Annotated in this window: 8 protein-coding genes; 5 read left to right on the top strand and 3 right to left on the bottom strand. The window is 60.1% G+C overall.

Translation table 11 applies throughout. From position 1 onward, the window contains the following. Positions 1-933 carry a VanZ family protein gene (locus G547_RS22460; RefSeq protein WP_051234670.1) on the bottom strand — a complete coding sequence of 311 codons (933 nt, stop codon included), beginning with the start codon at positions 931-933 and terminating at the stop codon, positions 1-3. Then, positions 934-2298 (bottom strand): deoxyguanosinetriphosphate triphosphohydrolase, encoded by a 1365-nt coding sequence (locus G547_RS0102745; protein ID WP_211224478.1) that lies wholly within the window; start codon positions 2296-2298, stop codon positions 934-936. A 387-nt stretch (positions 2299-2685) separates the two neighbouring features. On the opposite strand from G547_RS0102745, the gene atzF reads away from it, so the two are divergent. Beyond that, the gene (atzF, locus tag G547_RS0102740) at positions 2686-4458 is read left to right on the top strand and encodes an allophanate hydrolase (protein WP_027328520.1); all 1773 of its coding nucleotides are present in this window, start codon (positions 2686-2688) and stop codon (positions 4456-4458) included. A 62-nt stretch (positions 4459-4520) separates the two neighbouring features. Further along, positions 4521-8159, top strand: coding sequence for an urea carboxylase (uca, locus tag G547_RS0102735; protein ID WP_027328519.1), 3639 nt, complete (start codon positions 4521-4523; stop codon positions 8157-8159). A gap of 30 nt (positions 8160-8189) precedes the next feature. On the opposite strand, the gene G547_RS0102730 is transcribed toward uca, so the two are convergent. Beyond that, the gene (locus tag G547_RS0102730; protein WP_027328518.1) at positions 8190-9611 is read right to left on the bottom strand and encodes a response regulator; all 1422 of its coding nucleotides are present in this window, start codon (positions 9609-9611) and stop codon (positions 8190-8192) included. 393 nt (positions 9612-10004) lie between these two features. On the opposite strand from G547_RS0102730, the gene G547_RS0102725 reads away from it, so the two are divergent. From G547_RS0102725 to urtB, 3 genes are all read left to right on the top strand, one after another. After that, on the top strand, positions 10005-10700 hold the full coding sequence (locus tag G547_RS0102725; protein WP_245573313.1) for a GntR family transcriptional regulator: 696 nt from the start codon (positions 10005-10007) through the stop codon (positions 10698-10700). A 121-nt stretch (positions 10701-10821) separates the two neighbouring features. After that, the gene (gene urtA / locus G547_RS0102720; protein ID WP_027328516.1) at positions 10822-12129 is read left to right on the top strand and encodes an urea ABC transporter substrate-binding protein; all 1308 of its coding nucleotides are present in this window, start codon (positions 10822-10824) and stop codon (positions 12127-12129) included. 84 nt (positions 12130-12213) lie between these two features. Continuing rightward, on the top strand, positions 12214-13836 hold the full coding sequence (gene urtB, locus G547_RS0102715; protein ID WP_051234668.1) for an urea ABC transporter permease subunit UrtB: 1623 nt from the start codon (positions 12214-12216) through the stop codon (positions 13834-13836). Positions 13837-13860: the final 24 nt, after the last annotated feature.

The following is a 13860-nucleotide window of genomic DNA, read 5'->3' as shown; positions in this document are numbered from 1 at the left end:
CTAGCGCTCGAGCCGCAGGTTATCAAGGTAAAGCCAACGACTTTGCTCAATGTCTGTGGCGAAGAGTAGCAAACGTTCAACGCTCGCGAGATTCATATCGCGCTGCTCGGGTGCCTGCTCAACGGTCTGGAGGTCGATGCGGTAGTGGTTCCAGCCCGGCTCAAGCTGAAGGCGCCCGTTGTAACGATCACTGAACGCCCCCTCCCCCCGGTCGTGCTGGGTGTCATTAATGCGAAGCGTCATGGCAAGGGGAGATTCGACCGGGTTATACAGTGACAGGGCCAATGCCTGATAGCCTCGCCAGTCTCCGGGCAGTTGCTTGAGATGCACGCCCGAGTAACGTGAAGCAGTATTGTCACCGCCCACCTCAAATGCCAGGCTGTAGCGACCCTCGGCGACGGGTGCCGGAACCCGCTCGACCCGCCCTTCCCAAAACGGCATATCCCAGCGGCTTTCAAAATCGCCCAGCACCGGGAACTGATGCTGCTGATGCCATTGCGCCAATCCGACCGCGAGCACCACTTTCACCTGCCAGAGCACCAAGCCCACCGCGATCACGCGCCCGAGCCAGACTCGGCGCTCGGCCCGCTGGCCCCAGAACAGACCGAGCCACGTGCCGGTGACATTGCACAGTACGTCGTTCCACCCGGCCTGACGCCCTACCAGCGTCTGCGCCCCTTCGATCAAGGCACTGACGAGCAGCACGGCGAGGGTCGCCAACAACCACTGTCGTGGATGTGTCAGCGTCCAGCGCGCCTGCCACCAGAAGAACAGGCAGGCAAAGAACAGCCAGTGCCCCTGACTCCAAAGTTCCCGTATCACCGGGGGCGCCAACCAATCAGGACCGCCAATAAAAAACAAGGGTGAGGCCAGCAGTACCAGCAGCAACAACACATCGCGAGTATGCCAGCGCAAAACAAAGGCCTGGCTCATTCAGTAACGCACCTCGCCCATGCCATTGAACTGTTTCGCCAGGTTGGTGGCGTAATTGTCGGTCATGCCGCTGATGTAGTCGATCACCGCCATCAGGGCCTGGTATTTGTAGCGACCGGTTTTGGCAAAAACGGAGGGGTGAAAGTTGTTGTCGCCGATCAAGGCCAGCACCCGGTCGTCTTTGTAGGTCGCCCGCTCGGGGTCGCCCAACAACGCATCAACCGCACCACACAGGGTACCAAGCAGAGTGCCGATGGTATTGTAAGCCCCGATTTCCAGCTCGACGCGCTTGGCGTGGTTGAAAATACGCTGCTTGGCGAGATCTTTTGCCCCCTGCACCGCCTCGCGGACATTGTCATCGCACAGAGAAATCAAGTCGCCCTCAACGCGCCCGGCGAGAAAGTCCGACCGGTGTCGCATAAACGCGTCAGTACCCGAGTCGATCAGCGCCTCGATCACTTTGCCCCGCAAAATCGCGGGCTTACGGCCATCATCGACTCGGGCCAGATTGCGTTCCAGTTCGGGAATCTGGGCCGGTTGAATCACCTTGCGCAGAATCTCGTAAATTTCCGGCCAGGCGAGAATGCCCATTTCCAGACCATCCTCCAGGTCCAGAATGCCGTAGCAAAAATCGTCGGCGGCCTCCATCAGGTAGACCAGCGGATGGCGACAGTACCAGTTCTCGCCCACGGGCAGCAGGCCGGTTTCGCGGGCGATCTCATGAAAGTAATCGAGCTCGGTCTGAAACACGCCGTACTTATTATTTTTGGGTCGCTGATTCTGAACACTGGGTGTGGCGGTCCAGGGGTATTTGATGGAAGAAGCCAGCGTGGCGTAGGTCAGGCGCATGCCCTCTTCGTATTGGTAGTATTCGAGGGTGGTCAGTACCCGAAGGCTCTGAGCGTTGCCCTCAAACAACCGGACATCGTCGCGCTCGGCTTCACTCAAATCCTTGAGGTAGACCCGGCCTTCCTTTTGAAACCAGTTGCGAATGGCTTCTTCACCGGTATGTCCGAACGGCGGATTGCCAATATCGTGGGCGAGGCAACTGGACTGCACAATGTCGCCAATATCGGTCGGCACCAGCGGCTGGGGCAACTCGCCCCTGGCCTGCAGGGCGTTGCCCACCCGCATCCCGAGCGTTCGGCCGACGCAGGCCACTTCAAGGCTATGGGTCAGGCGATTGTGCACATGGTCGTTAGCAGCCAACGGGTGCACCTGGGTTTTGCGGGCCAGTCGTCTAAAAGCCCCGGAGAAAACTATTTTGTCGTGATCGGAGTAAAACGGAGAACGCCCCTCTTCACTTTTCGCCGGCCGTCGTCCAAGCCGATGCGCGCACAACAGTTGCTCCCAATTCATTGCCATTGGCTCTTCCTCGTCGACCTTTTGGTAAAGTTTCTGCAATGTAACCTAGCCGGTGGTTGAAAAACTACCCGTGAGGTGAATCCGCCCCCGATCGGGAGCACCCTCGTCGTGAGCGAACGCCTTCTGTCCCTATCGCACGCCGCTGTCGACCCCGACTCTCTCACCGATTTTTGCACCAGCATTGCCCATCCGAAGGCGGCCCTGCCCAAACGGAGCGCACCCGATCCGCCAACTCCACCGTTTTCCGCTTTACCCTCTCGCCAAGGAAAGGACCTAACGCCCTGTTTTTACAAGGCTTTCTCACCCCCGAGCGACCAGCGTCGAGCGCTGGCACAGTTCCTGCTGAATACCGTCTTGCATACAAGATAGTATTTTTTAGGAGCCGCAATGACGCCACAAACCGGCTGGACCCTGAGCGATTGGCAAAAGGCCTACCGCGACGAGGCCCTGGACCCGACCGCTACCCTGCACGCTCTGCGCGGGCAACTCACCGACGACGACCCGGCGTGGATCTATATCCTCACCGAAGCCGAGGTGGACGCTCAGATTCAGGCGCTGACCTCTCCTCAGGAGCAACCCCTGTACGGGGTGCCGTTCGTGATCAAGGACAACATTGATATGGCCGGCGTGCCCACCACCGCCGCCTGCCCCGCGTTTCGCTATACGCCCGAAGAAGACGCCACCACGGTGGCAAAGCTCAGGGCCGCGGGCGCCATTGTCATCGCCAAGACCAACCTGGATCAGTTCGCCACCGGCCTGGTCGGCACCCGCTCTCCCTATGGGGCGGTGCCCAACAGCTTTGACCCGGCCTATGTCTCGGGGGGCTCCAGCTCCGGCTCAGCGGTGGCGGTCGCACGGGGGCTGGTGCCCTTCAGCCTGGGCACCGACACCGCCGGTTCGGGCCGGGTGCCCGCCGGTTTCAACAACCTGGTCGGGCTCAAGCCCACCAAGGGCCGCTTCAGTATCAAGGGCGTGGTACCGGCCTGTCGAAGCCTGGACTGTGTCTCGATTTTTGCCCTGAGCGTGGAGGACGCCGAGACCGTCGCTACCCTCATGGACGGTTTTGACCCGGCGGATGGCTATTCCCGTGCCCAACCCCGCCCGACCCGCTACTGGCCCAAGGCCCTTCGCTTCGGCATTCCGGACAAGCACGACTGGTTTGGCGATCACGCCGCCGAACAGGCCTGGGAGAAGGCCCTCAAGCGACTGGAGGCCGAAGGCGTCGAGCTGGTACCCATGGACTTCACCCCCATGCAGACCCTCGCCCAGCTGCTCTACGGGGGGCCCTGGGTGGCCGAGCGCCATGCCGCCATTGCGGAGTTCATGGCCGAACACGCTGAGTCGATGAACCCGGTGGTGCGCGGCATTATCGAGCAGGCCTCCAAATTCAGCGCCACCGATGCCTACCGGGCGGAATATCAACGCGCTGAACTCGCCCGTACCATTCAAACCGCGATGACTGAAGTCCACGCCTTGCTGGTGCCCACCGCGCCGCGTCTGCCGAGCATTGAGCAGGTACAGGCCGACCCGGTGCGTATCAACAGCCAGCTGGGCACCTGGACCAACTTCGTCAACCTGGCCGACTGCAGCGCCCTGGCACTGCCCGCTGGTCTTCGCGGTGACGGCCTGCCCTTTGGCATTACTCTGATCGGGCCCGCCTGGCAGGACGGTGCCCTGGCCGATTTCGGCCGGCGCTGGCAGAGCGCCTACCCCTGGAAGCGCGGCGCCACCGATCTTTCCCTGCCCGAGCCCGCCGCGAGCGACGAGCCCCCGGCCGGCCACGTGCGCCTTGCCGTCGTGGGCGCGCACTTGAGTGGCATGCCGCTGAATTATCAACTCACCGAGCGCAGCGCTCGCTTTGTAGAGAGCACGGTGACCGCCTCCCACTATCGTTTGTATGCACTGCCCAACACCACTCCCCCCAAACCCGGCCTGGTGAAAGCCAAAAGTGGCGGCGAGCTTATTGTGGAGCTTTGGGATATTCCCGTGGATCAGTTTGGCTCCTTCGTCGCATTGATCCCCTCGCCCCTGGGCATTGGCACTCTGACGCTCAAAGACGGGCGCGAGGTGAAAGGCTTCATCTGCGAAACCATCGCCACCGAAGGCGCTGACGACATTACCGAACTGGGCGGCTGGCGCGCCTATATGGCCCAGCGCTAGCAAGCCACCCGGAACCTGAACGACCGACGAGATTTTTCCGACGACCGACACGGAGACCGAACATGTTACAGACCGTCCTAATCGCCAACCGCGGGGAAATTGCGGTACGCATTGCCAAAACGCTCAAGAGCATGGGCATTACGTCGGTGGCGGTTTACTCCGATGCCGACCGCAACAGTGCCCATGTGGATGCGGCGGATATCGCCATCGCCCTCGGCGGAGAAAGCGCCGCTGACAGCTACCTGAAGGTGGATAAAATTCTCGCCGCCGCCAAAGAAACCGGCGCCCAGGCGATCATTCCCGGCTATGGCTTTCTGTCCGAAAATGCCGAGTTCTGTGAACAGTGCGAAGCCGCCGGCATCGCCTTTTGCGGGCCCACGCCGCAACAGATTCGCGAGTTCGGTCTGAAGCACACGTCGCGTGAAATTGCCGAAAAGGCGGGCGTGCCATTGACGCCCGGCACCGGACTGCTCGACTCCTTGGACGAGGCCAAAACCGCCGCCACAAAAATCGGCTACCCGGTGATGCTCAAAAGCACCGCCGGCGGTGGCGGCATCGGCCTGACCCGCTGTGACGACGAAGCCGCTCTGGTGGAGGCGTTTGAAAGCGTCAAGCGCCTCGGGCAAAACTTTTTCAGTGACAGCGGCGTGTTTCTCGAGCGCTTTGTCGACAACGCCCGCCATGTGGAAGTCCAGATTTTTGGCGACGGCAAGGGGAAGGTTCTGGCGCTGGGCGAGCGGGACTGCTCCCTGCAGAGACGTAACCAGAAAGTTGTAGAAGAAACCCCCGCGCCCAAACTGCCCGCCGCCACACGGGACAAACTGCTGGCAGCTTCAGTCAGCCTGGGCGAGGCGGTGAAGTACCGATCCGCCGGCACCATCGAATACATTTACGACCCGGCGCGCGATGACTTTTATTTCCTTGAGGTCAACACCCGCCTCCAGGTGGAACACCCCATTACCGAAGCCTGCACCGGCGTGGATCTGGTCGAGTGGATGATTCTGACCGCCGCTGGCGAAGCGCCGGATCTGGACCGGACCATCAAGCCCGAAGGCGCTGCCATCGAAGTGCGGGTCTACGCCGAGGATGCGGTGCGGGACTTCCAACCGTCCCCCGGAACACTGACCGACGTGCAGTTCCCCGAGAACGCGCGGATCGATACCTGGGTGTCCACCGGCACCGATGTCTCCCCCCACTACGACCCGATGATCGCCAAGATCATCGTCAAAGGTAAAGACCGGGCCGACGCCATCGCCAACATGATCACTGCGCTCAACAGCACGCGCATGGCCGGCATCGCCACCAATCTGGATTACCTTCGCCAGATCGTGGCGTCCGACTTTTTCGCCAGCGGGGACGTGGCCACCAACAAACTGGCAAGTTTCGAGTATCGCCCCCCGGTGGTGGAAGTCATGCAGCCGGGTACCTACACCAGCATTCAGGATTATCCCGGCCGAGTGGGCTACTGGGGCATCGGCGTTCCGCCTTCCGGCCCCATGGATGACTACGCCTTTCGGTTGGCCAACCGCATTGTGGGTAACCACGAGCAGGCGGCGGGGCTGGAGTTCACCATCGTCGGTCCCAAGCTGAAATTCCATACCGATGCAGTCATCGCCCTGACCGGCGGCCGCTCTCCGGCCACCGTTGATGGGGAGGCCATCGAGTTCTGGCAACCGGTGGGCGTGAAGGCCGGGCAGGTGCTCGAGGTGGGTAAGTCCGTGAACGGTTGCCGGACCTACTTGGCCGTGCGCAACGGCTTTGACGTGCCGGAGTATTTGGGCAGCCGTTCGACCTTTGCCCTGGGTCAGTTCGGCGGTCATGGCGGGCGCGTTTTGCGTGCGGCGGATATGCTGCGAGTGAGCGACCCCGAGCTGGCCGCCTGCGAAACACCGGCGCCCACCCACTCACCCGAACCCTGCCCCACCGCGCTGATTCCCGACTACGCTGGAGAAGCCGCCGAGGGGCCGCGAGAATGGGAAATCGGTGTGCTCTACGGCCCCCATGGGGCACCGGACTTTTTCAAGGAAGAGTCCATCGACATGTTTTTCAATACCGCCTGGGAGGTGCACTACAACTCCAACCGGCTGGGCATTCGCCTGAACGGCCCCAAGCCCAGTTGGACCCGCAGCGACGGCGGCGAGGCCGGCCTGCACCCGTCCAATATTCACGACACCGAGTACGCCGTGGGCTCGATCAACTTCACGGGCGACATGCCGGTGATTCTCACCAAAGACGGCCCCAGCCTGGGCGGCTTCGTTTGCCCGGTCACCATTGTCAAAGCCGAGCTGTGGAAAGTCGGCCAAGTGAAACCCGGAGACAAGCTGCGGTTCAAACAGCTGAGCTTTGACGAAGCGCTCGCCCTGGAAACCGCTCAGGATAAAGCGATCGCCCAACTGGCCTCCCCGGAGCCTATCGGTAAGTTCACGATTCCCGAGCGGGAACACGATCTGTCCCCCTGTATTCTGGCGGCATTGCCCGAAGCCGAGGGCCGCCCGGAAGTGGTCTACCGCCAGGCGGGGGACAAATACATTCTGATGGAATACGGCCCACTGCGGATGGACCTGCGCTTCCGCTTGCGGGTGCACGCCATGATGGAGGCGCTCAAGGCAAAACCGATCGAGGGCATCATCGAATTGTCTCCCGGCGTTCGCTCCTTGCAGGTGAATTACGACAGTCGGGTCTTGCACCAGCGCGATCTGGTCAAACAGCTGCTGGCCATTGAAGAAAGACTACCGCCCGTGGACCAGATGCGGGTTCCAAGCCGCGTTATTCACCTGCCCATGGCCTTTGAAGATTCCGCCACGCTTGAGGCCGTCGCCAAGTATCGGCAATCGGTACGCGACACCGCCCCCTGGTTGCCGAGCAACACCGAGTTTATGCGGCGCATCAACGGCCTGGAATCCATCGACCAAGTGCGCGATGTGCTGTTCAACGCGAGCTATCTGGTACTCGGTCTGGGGGACGTCTATCTGAGCGCGCCCTGCGCCGTGCCGGTGGACCCTCGCCACCGCTTGTTGACTTCAAAATACAATCCGGCCCGCACCTACACGGCCGAAGGCACCGTCGGCATTGGCGGCGTCTACATGTGTATTTATGGGATGGATTCCCCCGGTGGTTATCAGTTGGTCGGGCGCACCCTGCCGATCTGGAACAAGTTTCTCAAGAGCAACATGTTTATCAACGGCGAGCCCTGGCTGTTGCGTTTCTTCGACCAGGTGCGCTATTACCCCGTCAGTGAAGAAAAGCTCACAGAGATGCGCGAGGCCTTCCGCGAGGGGCGACTGGACATCGATATCGAGGAGTCGTATTTCGACATCGCCGAACACGAACGCTTCCTGGCAGAGAACGCCGAGAGCATTGCGGCGTTCCAGGAAAAGCAACAGGTGGCCTTTACCGAAGAGGTGGCACTCTGGCAGGCGGACGAAGAAAAGCAGGTAGAGGCGGCGCTGCAGGCCGGGCCGGCTGTGGACCCGAACGAGGTGGACGGCCATGCGGTCACCGCCGATATCAGCGGCAATATCTGGAAGCTGCTGGTGGAGCCGGGTCAGGAAGTGGAGCCGGACCAGCCGCTATTGATTGTCGAAGCGATGAAGATGGAGTTTTCCGTCTACGCCGATCGCAAAGCCAAAGTCAGCGCTGTGCATTGCTCACCCGGCAAGCCGGTCAATGCCGGCGACATCCTGCTGGTTCTGGAGGAATAAAAACGAACGGGCGGTTGAAGAACCGCCCTGTTATTCCGACTGGGCGGTTTTCGGCTGTTCCGGTTCCACACTGACCAGCACCCGATTGTTTGCCTGGGCGGCCTGATTCCAGTCGCCGGCATTGGTGGTGGGCGTCATAGGCGGATAACTCTGAAAGGAATCGACCATGGGCTGAATCGACACTTGAATCTGGCCCTGACTGAGCATGGCGGCTTCGCGCATGATCGGCCCCAGCCGCTCCGCCATCAACTCCGTCGGCTCCGCGCCGTGGAATTCGCTCATCAAGATGCAGCCACCCAACTGGGTGCTGTCGGCCGGCAACTGTGCTTCTCCGCTCATGTTGGTGACGATGCAGAAGTCCCCACCCATGACGCTCAACCTGACCCGGCCCTGAAAATGCCGACTGTCCAGACGGGCCACCAGCTCCCGCAGCCGCCCTTGCAACTCGGGAGAGACGATGTCCTTGTGAAACGGCTGGACACTGCTCTGGTTCAGCGCCCAGGACAAGTCCGGCAGATATTGATTCGAGAGGTTGTCAGACTCAGCCTGTTCCGGTTCCGCCAACTGTGCGGCCGGGGTCATGGCCACAGTATCGGTGGGCGGCAGTTGCTCGGCAAGCCGGCGGACACCCTCGGCCTGCTCGCGGGCCATCTGATCGATACGCTGGTTGATTTGCCAAAGCCCCACACACACCACGCCGGCGAGCACCAATACCAACGCCGTGGGCCAGAGTCGGCGCGCCGGTTCCGGGGCCGGTGGCGGTTCGTCATAACGGGGCTCGCGCTCCGCTTCGACGCGGTTTTTCATCTCCGTCATGTCGGTGAGCACCTTGCGCACCTCATGCCGTACGCCCTGCACCTCACGCACCAGGCGCGAGGTAATAATACGGCGGCTGTCATCAATGCTGTGTTCCAGGTCGCGCAAGCGCAGCTCGGTGGAAAGCGTGCCCTGGCGACGATCGTGCTGGCGCCGCTCTTCGGTGGGCCTTTCCGACAGCGTCGCCAGAGGGGCGGCCTCAGGTGCTGGAACGGGTTTCGGTGGAGCCGCCTTGGAACTCTGTGACGAATCGTCCTCGAGCGGATAAATGTGAATCGCTTTCAGAACGTCGCGAAGATCCGAGGCATTGATGGTGTCTTTGCTGACCACATCCAGCGCGCCGAGGGCACGCGCCTGGCTGGTGTACACATCGCCGCTTTTGGAGGTGTACATGATCACCGGAATCGTGGCGGTGGCAGGATGGGATTTGATGATCTGAAGCGCCCGGAAACCGTCCATACCCGGCATGAGGTGATCCATGAATACCACATCCGGCACGCTGCTGGATAAGTAGCTCAAAGCTGACTCGGCAGAGTCGACCGCGACGATATCGAGGTCGTACTTCTTGAGCATTCGTTTCAGCCGGTGCTGAGCGGTTTTGGAGTCGTCAACAATGAGCGCGCGCTTGATGGTCATAGCCTTGTATTCCCTGGTTCTTATCTGGGCGGACCATATCAAAGATGGCGCCCGCTAACGCGGTCACAGGTCACAGGGGAAAGCGCGACTGCATCACCGTTTTAAACGCCTGTCACATTAATCAACAATAACGCGACAGGCGTCGCCGGCCAGCCGGATTCAGCGACGCTAAAGTGCGAACAAACATGAGGCAAATAACGTATTGCGCGCTTCATAAAAGTGCATGCGATCGTGCGCCGGCGTTATTGCCCCTCCGTCTCAACCCTTGAATAGAACTCAGAAGTTCCCGTCGTTTCAGACACTTAGCCCACCCAAGCGGCAATCGGCACGCTTTGGCACAGTTCCTGCTGAATACCATCTTGCATACATGATGATATTCAAGGCGGAATGCTCGTGAACCAGAAAGCCGAACGAATGAGTTTGACCGAACGTGTGTACGGCGCGTTGAAACAGGAGATTTTCGACTTTGCGCTCCTGCCCGGCGACCGGTTCACCGAGAAAGAAGTGGCCGAGCGGATGTCCGCCAGCCGCACTCCAGTGCGCGAAGCGCTGACCCTGTTACAGCGGGAAGGCTTCGTCGACGTTCTGTTTCGGGCCGGGTGGCAGGTCAAGCCATTCGACTTTCATAAATTCGATCAACTCTATGAGCTGCGCATCATTCTCGAGCAGGCCGCGGTTCGCAAACTGTGTGAAATGGACGGAAAACCCGACCTGGATGCCTTGAAAAATTTCTGGCTGGTGGCGGCCAGTGACCGCCAGGACGATGGCCCCACCGTGCGCGAAGCCGACGAGCGCTTTCATATACACCTGGTAGAAGCCTGCGGTAACGAGGAGATGGCCAGAGTTCATCACAACATTACCGAGCGCCTCCGGATCATTCGCCGCATCGATTTCACCCAACGTCCGAGAATTGAGGCCACCTACCAAGAGCACGCCAAGATTCTGAGAACCATCATAAAACGACGCGCTGAACAGGCGCAGCTGTTGCTGAAAAGTCACATTGAGGAAAGCCAGGCCGAAGTTCGAAAAATCACCCTGCACATGCTGCACGAGGCCAGGCAGACCCAAAGCCCACCGCGTTCAGCTTGACTGAGCCAGCGACGGGCCACCGATTTCAGGAAGAAGAAATTAGCCGTATTTGACAGGAGGTTAATTCACCACGTTAACCCGCGGTACACATTTTAAAGACCACCTCAACGGAGATTGACCCATGAAGCTAACGCAACTAATGAAGAAGATCGGGACATTCGGTGCCGCCTGTAGTCTGGCGCTTGCCGGTATGTCCGCTCAGGCCCAGGAGGAAGACACCATCAAAGTCGGTGTGTTGCACTCTCTGTCGGGCACCATGGCCATTTCGGAAACGACCTTGAAAGACACCATGCTGATGCTCATCGAAGAGCAGAACAAAAAAGGCGGCCTGCTGGGCAAGAAGCTCGAGCCCGTCGTGGTGGATCCGGCCTCTGACTGGCCGCTGTTTGCCGAGAAGACTCGGGAGCTGATCACTCAGGAAAACGTCGATGCGATTTTCGGTTGCTGGACCTCGGTGTCCCGAAAATCCGTTTTGCCGGTGATTGAAGAGCTCAACGGCATTCTGTTCTACCCGGTGCAGTACGAAGGGGAGGAGTCCTCTCGCAATGTGTTCTATACCGGTGCGGCGCCGAACCAGCAAGCCATTCCCGCCGTGAACTACCTGATGAACGATGTAGGCATCAAGCGCTGGGTTCTGGCCGGCACCGACTATGTTTACCCCCGCACCACCAACAAGATTCTGGAAGCCTACCTGAAAGCCAATGGCGTGGCCGACGAAGACATCATGATCAACTACACCCCGTTTGGCCATTCCGACTGGCAGAACATTGTGTCCGAGATCAAGCGCTTCGGCAGCCAAGGCAAACCCACCGCTGTGGTCTCCACCATCAACGGTGACGCCAACGTGCCCTTCTACCGCGAACTGGGTAACCAGGGCGTATCGGCCGAAGACATTCCGGTGGTGGCGTTCTCTGTCGGTGAGGAAGAGCTTTCCGGTATCGACACCAAGCCGCTGGTAGGCCATCTGGCCGCCTGGAACTACTTCATGAGCGTGGATACCGACCAGAACGAAGCGTTCATCAAAAAGTGGCATGAATTCATCGGCAACAAGAAGCGCGTGACCAACGATCCGATGGAAGCGCACTACATTGGCTTCAACATGTGGGTGAAGGCGGTCGAGAAGGCCGGCACCACCGACACTGACGCCGTGATTGATGCCATGGTCGGCGTGAAGGTTCCCAACCTGACCGGCGGCGTCAGCGAAATGCTCCCCAACCACCACATCGAAAAGCCGGTACTGATCGGTGAGATCCAGGACAACGGCCAGTTCCTGACCGTCTGGCAGACCGAAGACCTGGTACCCGGTGATGCATGGTCCGATTACCTCGAAGGTAGCAAGAACCTGATCGCCGACTGGACCGACCCGATCAACTGCGGTAACTACAACACCAAAACCAAAGAGTGCCTGGGCGCGGAAGCCGCCGAGTAAAACAGAACGACAGGCCACAGGAAGAACCACCGCCCGGAGTCTCTTCGGGCGGTGCACCAATTCTGGCAATAAGAGCACGACGTTATGAATACCACTGGTCAACCAAGGACCCATATCGGGCGACTGTTCCTGAGTCTTCTACTGCCACTGTTGCTGTGCGTGTGCACAACGGCTTACGCTCAGAATGAAGAGGCTCTGGCCGAACAGGCGCGAGCCATCGCACAGGCGAGCCTGATGAAACGGGACGACGCCATCGACGCCCTAACCCAAGTGGCTCACCCCCGAGTCCCCGTCATTCTGTCCGCCTTGCTGGAAGGAAACCTTTACAGCGATGATGAGGATGAAAACCGCATACTGATTGAACGTGCCGACGGCAGCCTGGAGAATGCCCTGACGGGGGAAAGCCTGGGCACCGACATCGACACCAAACGAATTCCGGTCACCACGCGGATGCGAACCCAGATTCGCAACATCCTCGCGCGGCTGAACCTCGATTCCGAGAACACCCAGACCCGCTACGAAGCGGTTCAACGGATGATCAAAGAGGGCATCGACGAGAACAACGTCGAGCTACTGAAAGCCCGGGGCGAGGTCGAAGACGCCCGTCTGGTCAACGAAACGATTGAAAGCGCACTGGCGCTGTACGACCTGCAGAGTGACAACGAGCGAGTGCGCCTGTCCGCCATCAAGTCGCTGCGCGGCTCCCTGGTGGGCGAGACCCGCAATGAACTGCGTCGTCTGCGTGATTACGACCCGGTACCCGCCGTACAGGAAGCGGCCGCGGAAGCGCTGGAGTCCATCCAGACCAAACTTGAATTTTACAAACTCGTTGAAAGCATTTTCTTCGGACTGAGTCTCGGCTCGGTCCTGCTGCTCGCCGCCATCGGACTGGCCATCACCTTTGGGGTGATGGGTGTGATCAATATGGCCCACGGCGAGCTGATGATGATTGGTGCCTATACCACCTGGGTGATTCAGCAGCTGTTCCCCGACCAGATTGCCTGGAGCCTGGCCATGGCGGTTCCCGCCGCCTTTCTGGTATCCGGACTGGTGGGCATTGCTATTGAGCGCGGTGTTATTCGTTTCCTCTACGGTCGCCCCCTGGAGACACTGCTCGCCACCTTTGGCCTGAGCCTGATTCTTCAGCAAGCAGCGCGCACCATTTTCTCGCCGCTCAACCGCAGCGTGGAGCTGCCGGTATGGATGAGCGGCTCGCTGCAGTTGAACCCGGCGCTGTCGCTAACACTGAACCGACTCTACATTCTCGCCTTCGGCCTGATTGTGTTTTTCCTATTGATGGCCATTCTCAAACGCACCTCTCTCGGCCTGAAGGTTCGGGCGGTGTCCCAGAACCGCTCAATGGCGCGTGCGGTCGGTGTGCGTGCCAGCTGGGTGGATGCCATGACCTTCGGCCTGGGCTCCGGTATTGCCGGCGTGGCCGGGGTGGCGCTGTCGCAGCTGACTAACGTCGGGCCCAACCTGGGCCAGGCCTACATCATCGACTCGTTCATGGTCGTGGTTTTCGGCGGTGTCGGCAACCTGTGGGGCACCCTGGTGGGCGCCATGGGCCTGGGTGTCATCAACAAGTTCATGGAGCCCTGGGCGGGCGCGGTACTGGCCAAAGTACTGGTTCTGGTCATGTTGATTCTGTTTATCCAGAAACGCCCCAAGGGACTGTTTCCCCAAAAAGGACGTGCGGCCGAATAACAGGCCCCAACGAACGAGCGAGAG

Origin of the sequence: Marinimicrobium agarilyticum DSM 16975, assembly GCF_000423345.1 — a bacterium.
Taxonomy (GTDB): domain Bacteria; phylum Pseudomonadota; class Gammaproteobacteria; order Pseudomonadales; family Cellvibrionaceae; genus Marinimicrobium; species Marinimicrobium agarilyticum.
The sequence above is the reverse complement of the archived record's forward strand: the minus strand, read 5'-3'. Positions and strand labels throughout refer to the sequence as shown.